The 22,454-nt window shown below is 40.2% G+C and carries 13 protein-coding genes; 11 read left to right on the top strand and 2 right to left on the bottom strand.

Annotated elements, in window-relative coordinates; all coding sequences use genetic code 11:
• From I9192_RS13705 to I9192_RS13670, 8 genes are all read left to right on the top strand, one after another.
• Positions 1-540 carry a KdsC family phosphatase gene (locus tag I9192_RS13705; RefSeq protein ID WP_005032314.1) on the top strand — a complete coding sequence of 180 codons (540 nt, stop codon included), beginning with the start codon at positions 1-3 and terminating at the stop codon, positions 538-540.
• A 39-nt stretch (positions 541-579) separates the two neighbouring features.
• Positions 580-1,125, top strand: coding sequence for an LPS export ABC transporter periplasmic protein LptC (gene lptC / locus I9192_RS13700; RefSeq protein ID WP_004824565.1), 546 nt, complete (start codon positions 580-582; stop codon positions 1,123-1,125).
• Positions 1,112-1,678, top strand: coding sequence for a lipopolysaccharide transport periplasmic protein LptA (lptA, locus tag I9192_RS13695; RefSeq protein ID WP_004824563.1), 567 nt, complete (start codon positions 1,112-1,114; stop codon positions 1,676-1,678). The genes lptC and lptA overlap by 14 nt, the downstream gene beginning before the upstream one ends.
• Positions 1,678-2,421: an LPS export ABC transporter ATP-binding protein gene (lptB, locus tag I9192_RS13690; protein WP_004824561.1), complete on the top strand. Its 744-nt coding sequence runs from the start codon at positions 1,678-1,680 to the stop codon at positions 2,419-2,421. The genes lptA and lptB overlap by 1 nt, the downstream gene beginning before the upstream one ends.
• A 572-nt stretch (positions 2,422-2,993) precedes the next feature.
• Positions 2,994-13,079, top strand: a complete 10,086-nt coding sequence (locus tag I9192_RS13685; RefSeq protein WP_200149860.1) for a BapA/Bap/LapF family large adhesin — start codon at positions 2,994-2,996, stop codon at positions 13,077-13,079.
• Between the two features lie 111 nt (positions 13,080-13,190).
• A complete protein-coding gene (locus I9192_RS13680) occupies positions 13,191-13,787 on the top strand; it encodes an IMPACT family protein (protein WP_005032308.1) in 597 nt (198 codons plus the stop codon).
• Positions 13,780-14,397, top strand: coding sequence for an acyltransferase (locus I9192_RS13675; protein WP_004824551.1), 618 nt, complete (start codon positions 13,780-13,782; stop codon positions 14,395-14,397). The genes I9192_RS13680 and I9192_RS13675 overlap by 8 nt, the downstream gene beginning before the upstream one ends.
• Before the next feature lie 129 nt (positions 14,398-14,526).
• Complete coding sequence (locus I9192_RS13670) at positions 14,527-15,369, top strand: universal stress protein (RefSeq protein WP_004824550.1); 843 nt, start codon at positions 14,527-14,529, stop codon at positions 15,367-15,369.
• A 413-nt stretch (positions 15,370-15,782) separates the two neighbouring features.
• On the opposite strand, the gene I9192_RS13665 is transcribed toward I9192_RS13670, so the two are convergent.
• Complete coding sequence (locus I9192_RS13665) at positions 15,783-16,448, bottom strand: O-methyltransferase (protein ID WP_004824548.1); 666 nt, start codon at positions 16,446-16,448, stop codon at positions 15,783-15,785.
• A gap of 205 nt (positions 16,449-16,653) precedes the next feature.
• On the bottom strand, positions 16,654-17,706 hold the full coding sequence (locus I9192_RS13660; protein ID WP_005032302.1) for a Rieske 2Fe-2S domain-containing protein: 1,053 nt from the start codon (positions 17,704-17,706) through the stop codon (positions 16,654-16,656).
• A gap of 854 nt (positions 17,707-18,560) precedes the next feature.
• Here I9192_RS13660 and I9192_RS13655 point away from each other — a divergent pair.
• The 3 genes from I9192_RS13655 to pstA all read left to right on the top strand — a co-directional run bounded on the left by I9192_RS13655 (position 18,561) and on the right by pstA (position 22,442).
• On the top strand, positions 18,561-19,568 hold the full coding sequence (locus I9192_RS13655) for a substrate-binding domain-containing protein (protein ID WP_004824544.1): 1,008 nt from the start codon (positions 18,561-18,563) through the stop codon (positions 19,566-19,568).
• A 103-nt stretch (positions 19,569-19,671) separates the two neighbouring features.
• Positions 19,672-21,051 carry a phosphate ABC transporter permease subunit PstC gene (gene pstC, locus I9192_RS13650; RefSeq protein ID WP_004824542.1) on the top strand — a complete coding sequence of 460 codons (1,380 nt, stop codon included), beginning with the start codon at positions 19,672-19,674 and terminating at the stop codon, positions 21,049-21,051.
• Positions 21,048-22,442: a phosphate ABC transporter permease PstA gene (pstA, locus tag I9192_RS13645; protein ID WP_005032298.1), complete on the top strand. Its 1,395-nt coding sequence runs from the start codon at positions 21,048-21,050 to the stop codon at positions 22,440-22,442. Before pstC ends, pstA begins: the two co-directional genes overlap by 4 nt.
• The last annotated feature ends 12 nt before the right edge of the window (positions 22,443-22,454 follow it).

Below are 22,454 nucleotides of genomic sequence, written 5' to 3'. Positions count from 1 at the left end.
ATGGCTTCTTATGTTTTATTAGAACAAGCGCGTCATATTGAAGCATTGGTTTTAGATGTAGATGGAATTTTGAGTGATGGTTTTGTGACTTTGACCAATTCTGGAGACGAAATCAAATCATTTGATATTCGTGATGGATTGGGCATGAAATTGGTCCAAAAATCTGGGATTAAAGTCATTATCATTACTGGACGTAAAAGTCACATCGTAGAAAAACGTATGTCTGATCTCGGTGTCGATTTGATTTTTCAAGGTCGAGAAGATAAGGGGGTTGCGCTTAAAGAAGCATGTGCACAACTTAATTTAGATCCTGAAGATTGTTTATACATGGGCGATGACTGGCCTGATCTTTCAGCATTTGCACTGGCTGGAATGAAAGTTACAGTACCTAATGGTCATGTTGAAGTTCGCCGTCGAGCAGATTTAGTCACACAAGCAATGGGTGGACGTGGGGCGGTACGGGAAGTTTGCGATATGTTGCTAATGGCTAAAGGCACTTACCAAGAACTACTTGAAAAATATACAGCTATACCGCATTAATAGCTTAAATTCAGATTGATCAAATGTTGAATATAATTTATGGATACTAAGGTTCTATATGTGACCGCTGTTGTCATTGCGGCAATTAGTGGTGGCTATTACTATTACAGCGGGAAAGGTAAAAAGCTGGATGGAAATTCAGCACAAAGCATGACCTATTCTGCTGAAGGTATTCAGTTGGTCCAGACCGATGAAAAGGGCAATCTTTATGTTCGTGCTCAAGTTGATCATCTAGAACAAGATTTACAAAGAAAAACGTCTAAACTCAGCAATCTCAATGCTTCAATGTTTAATCAAAATCAAGTTGATTCAACTTTTTTTGCCAAAGAAGCAAGAGGATTTAATGACAATGAGAAGGTTGTTTTATCTGGACAGGTTAAAGCAACTAAACTTGGTGAACGTGGGACGATGGAATTTCAAACAGATGAATTAACAGGCTATCCTAAAACTCGTCAGTTCGAAACGACTCACCAAGTTACTGTTAATGCACCTGATGCAGAATTTATTAGTCAGGGTTTAAAAGCTGATTTAAACCAAGGTCAATATGAATTTGCAAATATTCGAGGAAAGTATGTACCTAATTAAGATCTTTTCACTGAAACAATCTTTCCTGAGAAAAGCGATCTGTACGATCAGTATGTTGAGCTTGTCAGCAACGGCATTTGCATTACCATCAGACCGTAATCAGCCTATTTCACTTGTTGCTGATAAAGCAACGTATAGTGAAGCGACAGGTGTGACAACCTATACCGGCAATGTCATTATTGAACAAGGTACAATGAAGCTACAAGCGTCTTCAATTGTTGCTCAATTGAATAAAAGTAAACAAATTAGCACTATTACTGCGACAGGTGGACCAGCAAAATTTCAACAGCAGGTAGACAGTGCAAAAGGCGTGGCGCGCGGTGAAGCACAAAAAATTGTTTACAATGCTGAGACTGGTATTATCAACCTGATTGGAAATGCTTATCTATACCAAGATGGAGCAAGTATTCGAAGCAGCACTTTAAAATATAGTATGAACAAAGGTGATGTTGAAGCTTCGGGTTCATCGAATACAACAGGTTCATCTAAAGGACGTGTGCAAATTATTATTCCACCAAACAGTGCTAAGTCTTTCCCTGGAGCACGTGATTAATGACAGCTTCGAATCAAAGCCAAACACTGTGTATTAAACACTTAGCCAAAGTTTATAGTAAACGCTGGGTGGTAAAAGATGTTTCTTTTAGTATGCAAAGCGGGCAAATAGTAGGATTGCTTGGTCCAAATGGTGCTGGTAAAACAACAAGCTTCTATATGGTTGTTGGTTTGGTTCGTATGGATAAAGGCGAAATTCATTTAGATAATGAAGATATTTCCGACTTAGCCATGCATCAACGTGCACGTAAAGGAATTGGTTATCTGCCACAGGAAGCTTCTATTTTTAGAAAGCTCACGATCGCTGATAATATTATGGCAATTCTTGAGACTCGAAAAGATCTCAATAAACAACAGCGACAACAACGTCTAAAAGAATTGTTGGAAGACTTTAAAATTACCCACATCAAAGATTCATTAGGCATGAGTGTTTCGGGCGGTGAGCGTCGCCGTGCTGAGATCGCAAGAGCTTTGGCAGCAGATCCCAAGTTTATGCTATTGGATGAGCCTTTTGCAGGGGTAGATCCAATTTCTGTTGGAGATATTAAAGATATTATTCGGCAGTTGAAAGATCGCGGTATTGGTGTTTTGATAACAGATCACAACGTTCGTGAAACTTTAGCAATTTGTGAGCATGCTTATATTGTGAGTGAGGGAGCAGTCATTGCAGAAGGCACTCCTGAAGAAGTATTGGCAAATGAAACAGTACGTCAAGTTTATTTGGGTGATGATTTTACTGTTTAATTAATATTATTAAAAGAATGGAGTTTTATACTCCATTTTTTTTTGTTAATACAAACTATTGGTTAAATAAAAATAAATTCTTAATTTATTAAATTTGCATAATATGTTTTTTTTGCAATATTATTTACATTGATAAAAAAAATTACATTTTTTATATAAAATTTAATTTATCAATAATTTTTAAGTTTCAATAATACCCGTAAATTTTAAATGGAAATAACTTGGCTATAAAAATGAAGGTTAATCAGCTTACACTGTAGGTGGTTTTTATCAGAATGTAAGATTATTAATAAAAAATTAATAAATTTGCAAAAATGATGAAAGCAACAGTAAATGATGAATATAAGGCGATAATTAAATTTAATTGCGTATAGACAGTCTAAAAATATTGAATAAAAATAAATAAATGATAAGCACATCACGAATTTTTTTTAAATAGATTAGTTATTATAGACAACTAATATTTTTTATAATGTTATCCATTTTTATTATTAAAACTATACACTTGTGAATTTTGTCGCACTTATTTATCTTTTTTGTATAAGAGTGAATTATAAGACGGAAGAACTATTATGAAAAACATCACAATTTACGAAAAAGGAACGGCTAAAATTCTGACTCAGGATTTAGTGAATAAACATCACGCTGTTTATAAAGTCAATTTAGATAGTGCTGAAATAGCCAAAATTGTTAAAGTTAATAATAATCTGGAGGTTTATTTACAAAGCGGAGAAAAAGTTGTTATTGAAGACTTTTTTATTGGAGAAAAACCAAAAGAATTTACTATAGAAACTTCAGATGGAAAACATTATTTACTTGAATTCCTTGAATTTGATGCAAATGGCACTGTGACTAAAATTGATTATCTGGGTATTAATGATTTTCATGAATATTTGGTTGGGGAGCATGCAGCAGTACCAGTATGGGCATGGGTTGCAGGTGCAGCAGGAATTATAGGTATAGCCGCAGCTGCAGGAAGTAGTGGTGGAAGTTCAAATCATTCTGGAAATGGTGATAAGACTGCTCCTAAAATAACACATCAGATTTTAGATAATCAAAAAATTAAAATAAATGCGGATGAAGCAAGTAAGATAACAATAGTTGATTCTACTGGAAAAACAATTGGTAGTGGTCAATTAAATCAAGCGGGTTCGTTGGATATTACTTTGACAAGACCATTGGTCGATAATGAAAAAATTACAATTACAGCAATTGATAATGCTGGAAATAAAACAACAGAAACAATAAATGTTGGGGATGTTACAAAACCAGAAGTTGAAGTAAATATTGTTGATAATAACACTATTCATATTGTTTCAAATGAACCAGGTAGCAAAGTTATTATAAAAAATGAAGCTGGTCAAACAATTGGAGAGGGAGTCATTGGTTCTAATGGGGAGCTAAATGTTGATTTAAATACTACATTAACTGATGGCAGCAAAATTATTGTAGATGTTATTGATACTTCAGGTAATCAAACAGAAAAAGTAATAACGGTAGGAGATGTAACACCACCGATTATTGAATCAAATATTAAAGACGCAACTCATATAGAAGTTACCTCAAATGAACCAGGGCAAGTAAAAATTACCGACAGCAAAGGCAATGTAATTGGTACGGGCACGATCACTGGGAATAACGTGGTTGATGATATTCAACTGACTCGTCCATTGGCTGATGGTGAAAAGGTTACAGTTACAGTGACAGATGGAGGAGGTAATCCAAAAACGATTGAAATCACAGCTGGGGATGTAACCGCGCCAACAATCACTTCTACGGTTCAAGATGCAACGCATATCGAAGTTACCTCAAATGAACCAGGGCAAGTAAAAATTACCGACAGCAACGGTAATGTGATTGGTACGGGCACGATCACTGGGAATAACGTGGTTGATGATATTCAACTGACTCGTCCATTGGCGGATGGTGAAAAGGTCACAGTGACAGTAATAGATGCTGCGGGCAATCCTAAAGCCATTGATATTACTGCTGGGGATGTAACAAACCCGCAATTTGAATCTGCAAATGTTGATAATAGTGGGACACAGTTAACGCTGACCTATAGTGAAGCTCTTGATTCGACAAATTTACCAACACCAGATAGTTTTGTTGTAACTGCGGGGGGGCAATCCGTAACTGTTACTGGCGTATCAATTAATGGCAATAACGTTATATTGACTTTAGCTCCACCAATTACAACAGGGCAAAGTGTTCAAATAGCTTATACTGATCCAACGACAGGCAATGATACCAACGCGATTCAAGATGTAGCTGGCAATGATGCAGCGAGCTTACCTGCAACAACAGTGACCAATGATTCGACAGTTCCAGGTACGGACACTACACCCCCTATTTTTGTTAGTGCTACAGTGGACAACACAGGAACTCAATTAGTTTTAACTTATAATAAAGATCTGGATAGTGCTAATTTACCTTTGATCAACAGCTTTGCTGTAACAGCAGATGGTCAGATTGTTGCAGTGACTGGTGTGAGTGTGAATGGTTCAACTGTTGTGCTTACTTTAGGTACACCAGTGACAGCAGGTCAAGCGGTTGAAGTGGGTTATACCGATCCAACGGCAGGCAATGATGTCAATGCAATTCAGGACATTGCGGGCAATGATGCAGCAACACTACCACCAACTTCAGTAAGCAATGGTTCGGTGATTCCAGGCGGAGATACCACAGCACCAACCTTTGTCAATGCGACAGTTGATCCATTGGGTACGACCTTAACGCTGAACTACAATGAAGCGCTTGATCCATTAAATCCACCAGTTGCAGGCGACTTCGCAGTGACTGCGGATGGTCAAGTGGTTGCGATCACGAATGTATTAGTGGTGGGCAGTAGTGTGGTGTTAACCTTGGGTGCGCCAGTGACAGCAGGTCAAGCGGTGCAAGTAGGTTATACCGATCCAACGGCAGGTAATGATCCGAATGCGATTCAGGACATTGCGGGTAATGATGCAGCAACACTACCACCAACTTCAGTAAGCAATGGTTCGGTGATTCCAGGTGGCGATACCACAGCACCAACCTTTGTCAATGCGACAGTTGATCCATTGGGTACGACCTTAACGCTGAACTACAGTGAAGCGCTTGATCCATTAAATCCACCAGTTGCAGGCGACTTCGCAGTGACTGCGGATGGTCAAGTGGTTGCGATCACGAATGTATTAGTGGTGGGCAGTAGTGTGGTGTTAACCTTGGGTGCGCCAGTGACAGCAGGTCAAGCGGTGACAGTGGGCTATACCGATCCAACAGCAGGTAATGATCCGAATGCGATTCAAGACATTGCGGGTAATGATGCAGCAACACTACCACCAACTTCAGTAAGCAATGGTTCGGTGATTCCAGGTGGAGATACCACAGCACCGAGCTTTGTCAATGCGACAGTTGATCCATTGGGTACGACCTTAACGCTGAACTACAGTGAAGCGCTTGATCCATTAAATCCACCAGTTGCAGGCGACTTCGCAGTGACTGCGGATGGTCAAGTGGTTGCGATCACGAATGTATTAGTGGTGGGCAGTAGTGTGGTGTTAACCTTGGGTGCTCCAGTGACAGCAGGTCAAGCGGTGCAAGTAGGTTATACCGATCCAACAGCAGGTAATGATCCGAATGCGATTCAAGACATTGCGGGTAATGATGCAGCAACACTACCACCAACTTCAGTAAGCAATGGTTCGGTGATTCCAGGTGGCGATACCACAGCACCAACCTTTGTCAATGCGACAGTTGATCCATTGGGTACGACCTTAACGCTGAACTACAGTGAAGCGCTTGATCCATTAAATCCACCAGTTGCAGGCGACTTCGCAGTGACTGCGGATGGTCAAGTGGTTGCGATCACGAATGTATTAGTGGTGGGCAGTAGTGTGGTGTTAACCTTGGGTGCGCCAGTGACAGCAGGTCAAGCGGTGCAAGTAGGTTATACCGATCCAACAGCAGCTAATGATCCGAATGCGATTCAAGACATTGCGGGCAATGATGCAGCAACACTACCACCAACTTCAGTAAGCAATGGTTCGCTGATTCCAGGTGGCGATACCACAGCACCAACCTTTGTCAATGCGACAGTTGATCCATTGGGTACGACCTTAACGCTGAACTACAATGAAGCGCTTGATCCATTAAATCCACCAGTTGCAGGCGACTTCGCAGTGACTGCGGATGGTCAAGTGGTTGCGATCACGAATGTATTAGTGGTGGGCAGTAGTGTGGTGTTAACCTTGGGTGCGCCAGTGACAGCAGGTCAAGCGGTGCAAGTAGGTTATACCGATCCAACAGCAGCTAATGATCCGAATGCGATTCAAGACATTGCGGGCAATGATGCAGCAACACTACCACCAACTTCAGTAAGCAATGGTTCGCTGATTCCAGGCGGAGATACCACAGCACCAACCTTTGTCAATGCGACAGTTGATCCATTGGGTACGACCTTAACGCTGAACTACAGTGAAGCGCTTGATCCATTAAATCCACCAGTTGCAGGCGACTTCGCAGTGACTGCGGATGGTCAAGTGGTTGCGATCACGAATGTATTAGTGGTGGGCAGTAGTGTGGTGTTAACCTTGGGTGCGCCAGTGACAGCAGGTCAAGCGGTTGAAGTAGGTTATACCGATCCAACAGCAGCTAATGATCCGAATGCGATTCAGGACATTGCGGGTAATGATGCAGCAACACTACCACCAACTTCAGTAAGCAATGGTTCGCTGATTCCAGGCGGAGATACCACAGCACCAACCTTTGTCAATGCGACAGTTGATCCATTGGGTACGACCTTAACGCTGAACTACAGTGAAGCGCTTGATCCATTAAATCCACCAGTTGCAGGCGACTTCGCAGTGACTGCGGATGGTCAAGTGGTTGCGATCACGAATGTATTAGTGGTGGGCAGTAGTGTGGTGTTAACCTTGGGTGCGCCAGTGACAGCAGGTCAAGCGGTGCAAGTAGGTTATACCGATCCAACAGCAGCTAATGATCCGAATGCGATTCAAGACATTGCGGGCAATGATGCAGCAACACTACCACCAACTTCAGTAAGCAATGGTTCGGTGATTCCAGGTGGCGATACCACAGCACCAACCTTTGTCAATGCGACAGTTGATCCATTGGGTACGACCTTAACGCTGAACTACAATGAAGCGCTTGATCCATCAAATCCACCAGTTGCAGGCGACTTCGCAGTGACTGCGGATGGTCAAGTGGTTGCGATCACGAATGTATTAGTGGTGGGCAGTAGTGTGGTGTTAACCTTGGGTGCGCCAGTGACAGCAGGTCAAGCGGTGCAAGTAGGTTATACCGATCCAACAGCAGCTAATGATCCGAATGCGATTCAAGACATTGCGGGCAATGATGCAGCAACACTACCACCAACTTCAGTAAGCAATGGTTCGCTGATTCCAGGCGGAGATACCACAGCACCAACCTTTGTCAATGCGACAGTTGATCCATTGGGTACGACCTTAACGCTGAACTACAGTGAAGCGCTTGATCCATTAAATCCACCAGTTGCAGGCGACTTCGCAGTGACTGCGGATGGTCAAGTGGTTGCGATCACGAATGTATTAGTGGTGGGCAGTAGTGTGGTGTTAACCTTGGGTGCGCCAGTGACAGCAGGTCAAGCGGTTGAAGTAGGTTATACCGATCCAACAGCAGCTAATGATCCGAATGCGATTCAGGACATTGCGGGTAATGATGCAGCAACACTACCACCAACTTCAGTAAGCAATGGTTCGCTGATTCCAGGCGGAGATACCACAGCACCAACCTTTGTCAATGCGACAGTTGATCCATTGGGTACGACCTTAACGCTGAACTACAGTGAAGCGCTTGATCCATTAAATCCACCAGTTGCAGGCGACTTCGCAGTGACTGCGGATGGTCAAGTGGTTGCGATCACGAATGTATTAGTGGTGGGCAGTAGTGTGGTGTTAACCTTGGGTGCGCCAGTGACAGCAGGTCAAGCGGTGCAAGTAGGTTATACCGATCCAACAGCAGCTAATGATCCGAATGCGATTCAAGACATTGCGGGCAATGATGCAGCAACACTACCACCAACTTCAGTAAGCAATGGTTCGCTGATTCCAGGTGGAGATACCACAGCACCAACCTTTGTCAATGCGACAGTTGATCCATTGGGTACGACCTTAACGCTGAACTACAGTGAAGCGCTTGATCCATTAAATCCACCAGTTGCAGGCGACTTCACAGTGACTGCGGATGGTCAAGTGGTTGCGATCACGAATGTATTAGTGGTGGGCAGTAGTGTGGTGTTAACCTTGGGTGCGCCAGTGACAGCAGGTCAAGCGGTGCAAGTAGGTTATACCGATCCAACAGCAGCTAATGATCCGAATGCGATTCAAGACATTGCGGGCAATGATGCAGCAACACTACCACCAACTTCAGTAAGCAATGGTTCGCTGATTCCAGGTGGAGATACCACAGCACCAACCTTTGTCAATGCGACAGTTGATCCATTGGGTACGACCTTAACGCTGAACTACAGTGAAGCGCTTGATCCATTAAATCCACCAGTTGCAGGCGACTTCGCAGTGACTGCGGATGGTCAAGTGGTTGCGATCACGAATGTATTAGTGGTGGGCAGTAGTGTGGTGTTAACCTTGGGTGCGCCAGTGACAGCAGGTCAAGCGGTTGAAGTAGGTTATACCGATCCAACAGCAGCTAATGATCCGAATGCGATTCAGGACATTGCGGGTAATGATGCAGCAACACTACCACCAACTTCAGTAAGCAATGGTTCGCTGATTCCAGGCGGAGATACCACAGCACCAACCTTTGTCAATGCGACAGTTGATCCATTGGGTACGACCTTAACGCTGAACTACAGTGAAGCGCTTGATCCATTAAATCCACCAGTTGCAGGCGACTTCGCAGTGACTGCGGATGGTCAAGTGGTTGCGATCACGAATGTATTAGTGGTGGGCAGTAGTGTGGTGTTAACCTTGGGTGCGCCAGTGACAGCAGGTCAAGCGGTGCAAGTAGGTTATACCGATCCAACAGCAGCTAATGATCCGAATGCGATTCAAGACATTGCGGGCAATGATGCAGCAACACTACCACCAACTTCAGTAAGCAATGGTTCGCTGATTCCAGGTGGCGATACCACAGCACCAACCTTTGTCAATGCGACAGTTGATCCATTGGGTACGACCTTAACGCTGAACTACAGTGAAGCGCTTGATCCATTAAATCCACCAGTTGCAGGCGACTTCACAGTGACTGCGGATGGTCAAGTGGTTGCGATCACGAATGTATTAGTGGTGGGCAGTAGTGTGGTGTTAACCTTGGGTGCGCCAGTGACAGCAGGTCAAGCGGTGCAAGTAGGTTATACCGATCCAACAGCAGCTAATGATCCGAATGCGATTCAAGACATTGCGGGCAATGATGCAGCAACACTACCACCAACTTCAGTAAGCAATGGTTCGATTGTTCTTCCGCCACTTAATGCTGTAAATGATGAATTTGCATTAAATCTAGGTCAGGAAGTCCGAGTAAACCGTACTGAAGTTGCAGGTTCAGATATCGCAGTTGTTGATATCTTGGGGAATAATGCTACTGGTTTAAATTTCTCAATTCCACAAACACCAGGAAGTGCAGGTAAGGGAGCGACAGGTAATATTTCTGTCACAGTGTCACAACAAGACCTGATTTCGGTCGGTGAGGCTGTTCAGATTGTTATTTATCAGCAAACTAGCAATGGACCAGTGGAAGTTGCACGTGGTACGAGTCAAGGTGGTATTGTCACTGTGGGTGGTATTGGAATCATTGGTGTCGTGAATAGTAACGACTCAATTAAGCTTGATTTCACTAATTTACCTGAGGGTAATTATACGGTTGCAGTTCAGGCTGATGATAGTGCTCTAACAACTTTACTCAAAGACGTTGCGATTACTGACCTTGGTGGCGAAGGAGAAATTCTGGGTGCTTCAAATGCGGCAGCTATCGAGGCAGCAATTAATGCAGTACTTGGTCCATTAGGTGCTCCAGTTCTCGCTTTAGTCAATACAATTTTAATTCCTGTAAATACACTCGGTTTACCGCTTTCAAGTGTCGTTAACCAACTATTAAATGTATTGCCAATTAGCGTAGTTGATTACATTGTTGATGCAGCTGTTGCTCCTCTATTGTCAAACTTATTAACGATTTACGAAAAAACAAATATTAGCGTAACTGGAACTGAAGAGGTTTTTGCAAACTATGCAGTGACAGGTAATGTTTTTGCTGATAATGGAAATGGTCAAGATGTAATTGGTGGTGGTTCAATCACTGAAATAGATGGTGCACCTGTTGCACAAGGTAGTGTTACAATTCAAGGAGAGTATGGAAGTCTTGAAATTAACACACTAACAGGAGTCTTTACTTATACTGTGACAGCTGGAGAATCGGCTGTTGGAAAAACTGAAATATTTGATTATAAGCTGTCTAATGGAGCAACATCTGATACGGCTCAAATCATTATAAATATTGCAGGAACACCAGCAGACCCTGGTGACTTAACACCACCAGATTATGTTGATCAGGTTGTTGCAAATGATGATCTTGCAACTGTTAAAAATTATCAAGAAACCGTGGGTGATGATGTAGGAGTACAAGGAAGAGCTTCTCAATTATTAGGCGTAAATTTACTAGGACTTAATGTTTCTTTAGGCAACACAGTTCCATTTAATTTTGAAGTTGAAGAGAACAGTACTTCTAGTATTAATGTAAATGTGAGTGGAAGCTTTGTAAATGCTGCACTTGGTGGGATTGTTGGCACTTTATTAGGTACCTCTGGTAAGGTATTTAATGCTGTACTTGAGCGTCAATATTTGGATGAGAATGGTGTCGCGCAAAAAGAATATTTTATTGTGCAAGATGCCGTTAAATTGACAGCAACAGGTCTATTGGGAGCCGTATTTACTTATTCTGGTCAGATTAATGTGGATAGTTTGCCGCCAGGTGTTTATACAATTGCATTGCAAGAAAATCCAACGGATGCTGGTTTATTACAACAGATACTAAATCTTTTGGATTCAACTTTATCTGCACAATTGTTCGGCGGTGTCGAGTTGACCATGCAAGCGCAAACCAACAAATATTTGGGTTCAGGCAGCATAGAAGGTAATGTTATTTCAAGTGTAGATGGTGCAGATGAAGTTAATACAACGACATTTGTGACACAAGTCGAAAATGAAATTGGTGGTCCAATTGTGACATTGTCTGGTGCAAATACAGTTGTGGTTGGGGCTTATGGAACATTATATATATCTCCAAATGGACATTATAAATATGTAAGCAATGGTGCACCTGAGGACATTGGTAAAGTAGATACCTTCACATATACAATTCGAGATTTTAATGGAACTCAAGCTACTGCCCATTTGAATATTCGTATTGATGGAGATAACTCTGGTGTGGTTTGGGATAATGCAAATCCTCAAAATGATGTGACACTTCCTGCTCCAATAGTGCTTGATAATTCAGATCATGCGGTGATTGGCGCTGTGACAAATATTCATCAAACAGTTACATCGACTCAAGGTGAACTTAAGGTTGCATCGGGTCTGTTTGGTGCTGGTGGAAATGGTACTTATACTCCGACAACATTTAGTATTGCAAATACAGATTCCGCTCATGTGGTTGTAAAAGTAAATATACCTGCACTTTCAATTGGTGTAGCACCACAAATTATCCTTACAATAAAAGATCAAAATGGCGTTACAGTCGGAACAATTACGCAAACACCTGTTCTTACGGTATTAGGTGGAACAGTCACTGTAGATATTCCTAATTTAGGACCAGGAACTTACACAATTACATCATCTGCTTCAGGAAATACTGGTCTGGCATTTAATGCAGCAGTGACAGTCGATCAAAACATTACCCACTATAATGATATTGCTCCAGTTACTGCGGCTCCTATCACAGGTAATATGTTAACTGACGATACCTATAATCATGCTTATGCTAAATTTAGCATAGATACGGGGAATGGTCAGTTTACCGAAGTTGGGTACAACGGTATTACCATACAAGGCGACTATGGCAGTCTATTCGTGAAAAGTGATGGAAGCTATGTTTATACACCTAAGGCTGGGGAAATTGGTCGTCAAGAGGTATTTGATTATAAGCTGACTGTTTTCGGTCAAGATCATATCGCTTCACTTACTGTGACGATTGATGCAATTACGACGGGTGATGCTCTACGTAATACGCTCATTAGTGGTGAGCTGAATGATAGTTTCACTGGTAATGGTGGCTCCGATGTACTTGTTTATCATGTACTAGAAAATGCAAGTGCAACGGGTGGAAATGGTACGGATCACTGGACAGATTTCCATGCTGGAAATGTGACCACTGATAGGAATGCAGACATCATTGATATTTCTGATTTACTGATCGGTTTTAACAGCGCGAATATCACCACTGACTTAACAGCTTCAGCAAACTATTTGAAAAACTATCTTGGTGTAAGAGTTGATGGCAATAATGTCACACTCACCCTAGATCGTGATGGTGCAGGAACTACCTACACTGGAAAAACTGATTTGCTTCAATTGGATAATTTGGCGCAATCAGGTGCTGCATTTAACGGCAAGACAGAGGATGATATCTTGAAACTCCTGCTTCAAAATCATCAACTTGTTCTCTAATCATCCAGTTGTGCTTAAACCCTAAGTTCGCTTAGGGTTTTTTATTGCCCAATATTTTTAAAATCCACGTTATAATCAGAACATATTGAGTTTGAATGTTTTATTTTCATTATGGTTTTTACACTTGCATCCGAAACGTTTTTTGAAGAAGAGATCAAAAAAAGTCGATTTCAAGCCATTGCAGCGCCAGTTGAAAATGAACAACAGGTTAAAATGTTTTTAGAAAAGCATTTAGATCCTACAACCACTCATCAGTGCTGGGCATGGAAAATAGGACACAATGTTCGTTTTAATGATGACGGTGAACCTTCAGGTACAGCAGGTCGCCCGATTCTTGCAACCATTGAAGGAAATGATTTAACCAATTCAATTGTATTGGTCAATCGATGGTACGGTGGTATCAAGTTAGGTACAGGTGGCTTGGTTCGTGCTTATGGAGGCTGTGCAGGGCAGTGTTTGGTCTCGGCAGAAAAAATAGAACTGATTGAAAAGAAAAAAATATATTTTCAATGTCAATTCAATGAGTGGGCAATATTTCAATATGAATTAAACACACAACATATTGAATACAATGAACAATATACTGCTGAGGGTGTCGAGGTCGAAGCATTGTTGCAAATACATCAACTCGATCCAGTACGTTTAAAAATTCAAGATGTTACACGTGGACGTGAACAACTTAAATTAATGGATGAAAGCAATGACTGAACAAGATCCATTATTAAAATATCGAGAACAGCATAAACACCGTTTAAATTATATGCCTTGGCTATATTATTCACTTAAGCCGAAAAATCGAATTTGGGCTGAACAGTGGCAACAAGAATATCAAACATATTTAATGGAAATGGAAACTGTCGAAATCGGAGAAAATTGCTTTATATCTCCGCTTGCACATATCTTTGCTGAGCCAGGACGAAAAATTAGTATTGGAGACAATACCTTTATTGCAGCTGATTGTACCTTACATGGTCCTTTAGAAATTGGCAGTGAGGTTGCGATTAATCATCACTGTATTTTAGATGGAGGTCGTGCAGGGATTAAATTACATGACCAAGTACGAATCGCAGCCTATTGTCATCTCTACGCATTTGATCACGGTATGGCGTTGGACCAACCAATTTATCAACAAGCAGTAAGTTCTAAGGGCATTGAAATTGGTCAAGATGTTTGGTTGGGTGCACATGTCGGCATCAAGGATGGAATTAAAATTGCCTCACATGCTGTAGTGGGTATGAATAGTATGGTAACTAAAAATATTGCTGAACGAGAAATCGTCGCAGGCAATCCAGCGCAATTGATTCGTTACCGTGAATAACCGCACAATTTGTACAAATACATAATTAAATTATGGAATTAATTACATAAAGCTGTCCAATTTTATAGAAACTTATGCTAATTTAAAATCAAATAGACCCAAGGCGATATCGCCAAAGTGAGGTTAAAAATGAATAGAGTAGTTGCTTGTATTGACTCTTCTCCTTGTATTAATGCATTGGCAGAAGCAGCAGCTTGGATTGCTCAGAAAACTGGTCGACAACTGGTTTTATTGCAAGTATTAGACTATTACCCTGCAAGTTATCATTTAGGGGAAATTAGTGGGGTAATCGGTTTTGAAAGTAATGCAATGTTACTCAAAGAGCTTGCAGAACTTGAGCAAAAACAAAGTGAATTAGCACTCGATTATAGTAATAATCTTCTTGAACATATTTCTGAAATGATTCAGGAAAAGTATGGTATTACCCCTGGGCGAATTCAGGCGAAAGGTGATTTTCTTGAGCAAAGCTTTAATGAGTTGACTGAGGATGATATTGCAGTCATTGGTCGAGTTGGCGAGCGTTCAGCTGAAAAAAATAAAACACTGGGAAGTAATGTAGAGAATTTCATTCGTGGTGCTAAAAGTACGGTATTGACAGTAGGTCAAACTTTTAAACCACCAACACGTTTTATTTTTGCTTATGAACTTTCTGAAGCATGCCAAAAAATGCTGAAACGTGTAGAAAAAAGTGACTTATTAAAACTTTTACAATGCCATTTACTTTATGTGGGAGATCATCCTGAAATCCTCAATGAACCCGCACAACGGTTAAAAGATGCAGGCTTAGACGTTGTTGTTGAATATCGTTACGGGGATGTTGCTGAAAATATTTTGGATTATCAAAATCAACATCAAATCCAATTAATTGTATTAGGCGCATTTAGCCACAGTAAAATACATCAATTTTTCTTGGGCAGCGTGACAACGACAATTTTTAGGAATTCGGCTGTTCCGTTGTTGGTGACTAAATAATGAGACTGAAAAATGTGATCATGAAATTAGCTTTTTTTGAATATTGATTACATTTTTCTCTATCCAAGTTCCTGCGATTATCAACATAGAAAAAAGCCATAAATCAGAGAACTTATGGCTTTTTTCTATTAAAAAATTTTGAATAAATCTTGCATTTCTAAAAGCAAGTGCTTTTGAAACTGTAATGAATTTAACTGGTTGAAAATTAATCTATCATTAAAATATATTATTTTTCATTGAGTTATTTGGTAATACATAAGTTATCCACAATTCTACAAACAAGTTCAGGGGATAACTTTAAGAAAAAAAATTATGACCTAAATTTTAGTAGAAAATTAGGCAATAAAAAACCACCATTTTGAACTGGCGGTCTTTTGTCATTACATCTGTATTTCAGCAGGGTATTTGAATATTTATTTGACGATCGCAATTGCAAATCCATCATGCCCTTTACTGCCTACTGTTTGTAAAGCTGTGCATGATAAAATTTGGGGGTGATTCTGCATCGCTTTATACATATCCCGAATGCCTTCAATGCTTGGTTTAATGTTATTTGGATCAAGAATATCACCTGCGCGGATCACATTATCCAAAACAATCACTGTACCTGAATGTGATCGCTTTAAGCTTAATTCTAAATATTCAGGATAACTTTGTTTATCTGCATCGACAAAAATAAAGTCAAAAGGCGCAGTATCTTCAGGCAAAGCTTTTAAAATATCAGCAGCACGCCCACACTTTAATTCAACAGTTTGTTTAAGTTTTGCGAGGTCAATATTTTCTTGACCTAAAGCTGCATGCGTATCACGTCCTTCAATTGTTAAAATATAACCATCTTCAGGTAGAGCACGCGCTAACCACATGGTGCTATATGCTGCAAAAGTCCCTAACTCTAAAACACGTTTACATTTGTTCATTTGAATCAGCATTTGCAACAGCATGCCTTGATTTGCAGCAACAGCGAGATGGTCTGGAAAGCCTTTATCCGCAGTATTTTTTAATGTTTGTGTGAGGATCGGATCTTCAGGAATTAAATGTGATTCGATATAAGCATCGATGTCTGACCACATTTGTTGCATGTTCTACCACCTCATTGGATCTGTGTTAGATGCATTTTAATCGTTTAAAAGAAGAGTGCAATTTTAATAAAAGCTTTTGGATTAAATTTAAGCATTCTCAATCGTCCTTATCGTTAAATCGAGAAATGAAGGATCGTGAAACCTACTTATATAAAGTTAAAAGAAGTCATCAAGACCTCTTTCTTAAAGTTAATATTTAATTGAGCTAGGCAGCGAGTATTTGACTAAATCCAGCTTTTCTAAGCAGCTTTCTATACATGCTTGAACTGCGATCAGCAGGAAAGTGTGCTTCCATGGACAGGTCTAAAGGTAAATATTCTGGTTTCTGCGTTTCAACAATCAAGCGGTCTTCTTCAAAAATCTTAAGGTTGTATTCATAGGCTTCTTCTATGGGTAAATCTTTATCGTAGTTACGACAAATTGGGGCAAATAATCGTGTGCTTCGTGCCGTCATTGGTGAGGCAGCATTCATGATGACTTGTTTGCAATCATTGGGAAAATGTATTGTGAGTGTTGCTGTAAATGGTAAATGAACCTCAAAATGACGTAACCATTGAAACCCTTCTTGTCCGAATTGATCTAAGCCAATTGGATAACGTCCAACATGACTAAGATAATCAGCACTGAAGCCATAATGGGTTTCTTGAGTTGTATAGTCAGCTACCTCAGGATGCTCTGGATCTCCAAATGTATCAGCATGAACCCAAGCAAAATGAGCGACGTCAATAAATCCTTCCAATTGTCTACCCGCAAAACACTTTAAATCAATCCAAGGGCAAACCAATTGTTGATATTTTGCTTGATCCCAATAAGGCATATCGGGAATATTTGGGCTATCTTGTTCATCTGCCAATAAACAGCACCAGATTAATCCATATCGTTCAATGGTTGGATAAGTTCTCAAGTGAAAACGATCTGATATTTTATGGTTTGGGTGGGCAGGAATTCGATTGCATTTACCTTTCTCACCAAAGCGTAAACCATGATAACGACAAACAACCCCTTGACCATCATGTGTACCAAGACTTAACGGTACGCCTCGATGTGGGCAGGCATCCTTTGCAACAATAATCTCATGATTAAATTTGTAGATGACCAAAGGCATATCCAATAACATGGTAGCTTGAGGTTGTTCTGATATATCACGTGCTAAAGCAATTGGATACCAATACTGTGCCAATAACAACCAATCCTGTTGCGAAAAAGTCATATGGACAGGAAATTCGGAATGAAACATGTATTCTGTGCGACTATTCATATACAAATCTTCTGTTTAGAATTGATTTGAATATAAAAGAATCCAGTGTTCTTAGAAATTTCAATTATTGCGATCAATATTTGCAAAAATTAGAACAGTACAGTAGATCAAGTTAAAACAATCAGTTGTTCAAAAATATGCTAGTTGTAATAGGTTTTTAACATTTGGGTAAAATTGAAGAAAAAAGAACTTAATACAATGAGAGCAATAGAAAAGCTACTACAAAAGAAAATTAATTTTTGATAAGTATGCGCACAACTATTCATTAAAGGTAAATAATAGACATGGTACATTGAACGTAATGTTTGCATGGTTAAGATAAACAAGCTGATAAAACTAAAGCTACTCACTATGTTTTGAACGATAAAATATTGACTAATTTGTGACAATAATATGTAGATAATCAAACAGCTCATATAGATAATGAAGGTGATCATACTTGCCGAAGCGACCATTTTCAGAAAAGTCTCATGCCATTCTTTTCGGTTTAATGAAGTCATTTTAGTTGCTCTTTTTTTATTAATTTTAAAACTTTTTGCATTAAAAATTAAGCTTACTACGACATGAAATGTCGCGGTATCAATAGGGGGATAATAGAAGTTTTGTGACATTCACATGAAATATTACAATTTGAAGGGCATTATTCTAAATTTATAAAAATAAAATACAGTTTATTACATATTGAATTTTAAAGATTTTTAATAAAATCAAATGCGAATCATCAATTATCATAAAAGCGTCATAAAGCTGTAACTTATTTGTCATATTTTAAAATCAAAATGCAGTTATCCGAAAAGTACAACACAAAAAGAAGTGGCGTACTTCAAATTGCAGTTTATTTAAGAGAGAAAAGAATGCGCATTAACCATATCGCACTTGCATTAGCAGTTTCAGGGGCAGCAGTGGCAGCAAACGCTCGTGATACCATCCAAATCGCTGGTTCTTCTACTGTACTTCCTTATGCAAGTATTGTTGCTGAAGAATTTGGTAATACTTTCCCTCAATTTAAAGCACCTGTAGTGGGTTCAGGCGGTAGTTCTGCTGGTCTTAAACAGTTCTGTTCTGGTGTTGGCGATAATACAATCGATATCGCGAATGCTTCTCGTAAAATCAAAGATACTGAAATTGCAGCTTGTAAAAAAGCAGGCGTAAATAAAATCCAAGAAATTAAAATTGGTTATGATGGTATCGTTTTTGCATCAAATGCAAGCAAAGCAGCTTATAAGTTACGTCCACAACACGTATTTGCAGCTTTAGCAGCTGAATTACCATCAAATGGTAAATTGGTACCAAACCCGTATACACGTTGGAACCAAATTGATAAATCTCTTCCAAACGAACCCATTACTTTAGTGGTTCCAGCATCTAACCACGGTACTCGTGAAGTATTCCAAGAGAAAATGGTTGAAGCAGGTTGTGAAAGCTACGATTACTTCAAAAAGTTAGATAAAGATGCTCAGAAAAAAGCATGTTCTGCTTTCCGTAAAGACGGTAAAGTGATCGAAATCGCGGGTGACTATACTGAAACTCTAGCACGTTTAAAAACATCTCCAAGTGCGGTAGGTGTATTTGGTTTAGGTTTCTATGACCAAAACAAAGATAAATTACGTGTTGCGACAGTAAACAATGTAGTCCCTTCAGAACAAACTGTTCTTAATGGTACTTACCCAGTATCGCGTCCTTTATACTTCTATGTTAAAGGTGAACACTTACAATCTATCAAAGGCTTAAAAGAATATACTGAATACTTCTTAAACAAAAAAGTATCTGGTAAAGGTTCTAAATTAGACAAAGCTGGCTTGATCTCATTGTCTGACTCTGAGCGTGCAAAAGTACTTGCTGGTTTCAAAGCTGGTAAATAATAAAACCGTAATCATGGAGCTGATGGTGGGAGACTACCATCGGCTTTCATTGCTAAGCAGAGTTTTTTCAAATAATTAGGATTGAAAAAACGGTGGAGAATACATGAATCTGCTACTCATTGGCGTGTTATTAGCTTTAATTGCTATCGCATATCAAATTGGGCTACGAAAAAGCCGAAGCCTAGCAGGTAAGGGAAATAACACTGCAGTTTTACATTCACGTCCAGGCTATTATGGTTCTTTGGTGGCGTTGTGGTGTGGAATCCCAGCTTTTTTAATTTTAATTGTTTGGAATTTGGTAGAACCGAGTGTTTTACAACATTTAATTCTAAAGAATGTTCCAGCAAATGTTGCTGCATCTCTTGATACGGCTGGAGTAGATGTACTTGTAGATCGCATCAAGGCAATTGCTTCTGGTTTTGGTGTAACAGATACGCCTGCAGCCTATGAAGTAGCCGCTGCAGAACAATTAGCAAAGTTTGAAAGAATCAGTTCTTTTGCCAAATTTGCTGTTGTGGTCTGTGCAGCAATCTTGGGATTAGTGTGGGCAAGAAAAAGAATTAGCCAACAATTCCGTGCACGTAATGAAGTTGAAAAAACCATTAACGTAGTTTTGATTTTATGTTCTGGCGTTGCAATTCTTACTACAGTAGGCATCGTGATGTCGATGTTCAGTGAAGCGATGCACTTTTTCCATTTTGTCAGTCCAATTGACTTCTTCTTTGGTACAGAGTGGAATCCAGGTTTTAGCACTTCAGGAAATGCTGAAGGTAGTTATGGTTTACTACCATTACTATGGGGAACACTCATGGTCAGTGGTATTGCTTTATTGGTTGCTGTTCCATTGGGTTTAATGATTGCAATTTATCTCGCTGAGTATGCATCACCTAGATTCCGTTCATGGGCTAAACCAACGATTGAGGTTTTGGCAGGTATCCCAACCATCGTTTATGGTGTATTTGCCATGATGGTGATCGGTCCAATCTTTAAATCAATTGGTGATTCAATTGGTATTGAAGTGAATGCAACCAGCGCACTTACTGCTGGTTTTGCAATGGGAATCATGATTATCCCATTTGTATCTTCACTTTCAGATGACATTATCACTCAAGTCCCTAGATCATTACGTGATGGTTCTTTGGGTTTGGGAGCGACCAAGTCTGAAACAATACGCCAAGTGGTACTGCCTGCGGCGTTGCCGGGGATTACTGGCGCATTCTTGCTTGCTGTATCACGTGCTATTGGTGAAACCATGATTGTTGTACTTGCGGCAGGAAACAGTCCTTTACTACATATCAATCCACTTGAAGCTGTTTCTACGGTAACCGTAACGATTGTAAAACAGTTAACTGGCGATACTGATTTTGCAAGCCCACAGGCATTGGTTGCCTTTGCATTGGGTCTGACGCTATTCACTATTACATTGTGTCTAAACATTGTCGCACTTTACATTGTGCGTAAATACCGTGAGCAATACGAATGAGTACATCAAATACATCTCCAGTGGATCAAAATGTATTTGATCCTCAAGTTGCCGCAGAACTACGTGAAAAGCGTAAAGCTAAAATCGCAAGTTCATTATCAAAACGTCATCGTAAAGAAAAGACATTCCGTTTTGTTGGCTTTTCTGCCGTGATTATGGGACTGGCATTTGTCGCGATTTTGTTTGGAAGTATCTTATACAAGGGGCTTCCTGCATTTTGGCAAGCAAGTATGACCGTACCTGTCTATTTTGATCCAACTGTGATTGATGCTGGTCCAAAACCAACACAAAAAGTCGGCGAGTCTCCAGCTGTGTTTCAAGAGCGCTATGTAGACTGGCAAACTAAAATGGGTATGGTGGATTGGGATGCGTTGATTGTAAACGGCATTATTTCTAAAGATCCATCACTTGAAAGTCGTCGTGACGACCTTTCTAGCCTTTATACCAGCTCTGAAGCATATCGTATTCGTGATATGGTTTTTAAAGATCCATCTTTAGTGGGTAAAAAAGTTGAATTAAATTTCCTTGCAGACGCAAACATTGATGTTTGGTTAGCAGGACATATCGATCGTTCATTACCAGATGATCAGCAACAGTTAAGCCCTGAAGTACGTAAGCTTTCAGATGATTTGGCTGCGAAAGGCATTATCAGTCGTACGTTCAACACGCAAATGTTTACCAACCCAGATTCACGTAGTTCACCAGCAACGGCTGGTTTGGCGGGTGCATTCATGGGTTCATTATTCATGATGTTGATTGTGATTGTGATTTCTATTCCATTGGGTGTTGCAAGTGCGATTTACCTAGAGGAATTTGCACCAAAGAACTTTATTACAGACATTATTGAAGTCAACATCAATAACCTTGCAGCAGTTCCATCGATTGTATTTGGTCTGCTGGGTGCAGCGATCTTTATTGGTTGGATGCATCTGCCTATATCAGCACCGCTGGTCGGTGGTTTGGTGCTCAGTTTAATGACTTTACCAACGGTCATTATTACTACACGTGCTTCACTTAAAGCAGTACCCCCATCAATTCGCCAAGCGGCACTTGGTATAGGCGCTTCGCGTTTGCAAACCGTATTTCATCATGTACTTCCTTTGGCATTACCGGGAATTATGACAGGTGCGATTATTGGTATTGCTCATGCACTGGGTGAAACAGCACCGTTGCTGTTAATTGGTATGAGTGCATTCGTTGCGAATATTCCAGTATCTCCACTCGATCAATCTACAGCTTTACCTGTTCAAGTTTACTTATGGCAAGGTAATGAATTGCGTAACTTCTTTGAGGGTCGTACAGCTGCTGCAATCATTGTGTTATTGGCACTAATGGTGGGTTTAAACAGCTTTGCAATTTGGTTACGTAAGAAATTTGAAGTTCGTTGGTAAAAGAGGGCAGAA

Origin of the sequence: Acinetobacter bereziniae (assembly GCF_016576965.1) — a bacterium.
Classification (GTDB): Bacteria; Pseudomonadota; Gammaproteobacteria; order Pseudomonadales; family Moraxellaceae; genus Acinetobacter; species Acinetobacter bereziniae.
Note: the sequence above shows the minus strand (reverse complement) of the source record. Positions and strands in the feature narration are given on the sequence as shown.

Bases quoted from the DNA above. Each gene is read 5' to 3' on its own strand.
- I9192_RS13660 (WP_005032302.1), bottom strand. From the start codon at position 17,706: ATGAATAGTCGCACAGAATACATGTTTCATTCCGAATTTCCTGTCCAT.
- lptB (WP_004824561.1), top strand. From the start codon at position 1,678: ATGACAGCTTCGAATCAAAGCCAAACACTGTGTATTAAACACTTAGCC.
- I9192_RS13680 (WP_005032308.1), top strand. From the start codon at position 13,191: ATGGTTTTTACACTTGCATCCGAAACGTTTTTTGAAGAAGAGATCAAA.
- I9192_RS13685 (WP_200149860.1), top strand. From the start codon at position 2,994: ATGAAAAACATCACAATTTACGAAAAAGGAACGGCTAAAATTCTGACT.
- pstC (WP_004824542.1), top strand. From the start codon at position 19,672: ATGAATCTGCTACTCATTGGCGTGTTATTAGCTTTAATTGCTATCGCA.
- lptA (WP_004824563.1), top strand. From the start codon at position 1,112: ATGTACCTAATTAAGATCTTTTCACTGAAACAATCTTTCCTGAGAAAA.
- I9192_RS13665 (WP_004824548.1), bottom strand. From the start codon at position 16,448: ATGCAACAAATGTGGTCAGACATCGATGCTTATATCGAATCACATTTA.
- I9192_RS13675 (WP_004824551.1), top strand. From the start codon at position 13,780: ATGACTGAACAAGATCCATTATTAAAATATCGAGAACAGCATAAACAC.
- lptC (WP_004824565.1), top strand. From the start codon at position 580: ATGGATACTAAGGTTCTATATGTGACCGCTGTTGTCATTGCGGCAATT.
- I9192_RS13705 (WP_005032314.1), top strand. From the start codon at position 1: ATGGCTTCTTATGTTTTATTAGAACAAGCGCGTCATATTGAAGCATTG.
- I9192_RS13670 (WP_004824550.1), top strand. From the start codon at position 14,527: ATGAATAGAGTAGTTGCTTGTATTGACTCTTCTCCTTGTATTAATGCA.
- I9192_RS13655 (WP_004824544.1), top strand. From the start codon at position 18,561: ATGCGCATTAACCATATCGCACTTGCATTAGCAGTTTCAGGGGCAGCA.
- pstA (WP_005032298.1), top strand. From the start codon at position 21,048: ATGAGTACATCAAATACATCTCCAGTGGATCAAAATGTATTTGATCCT.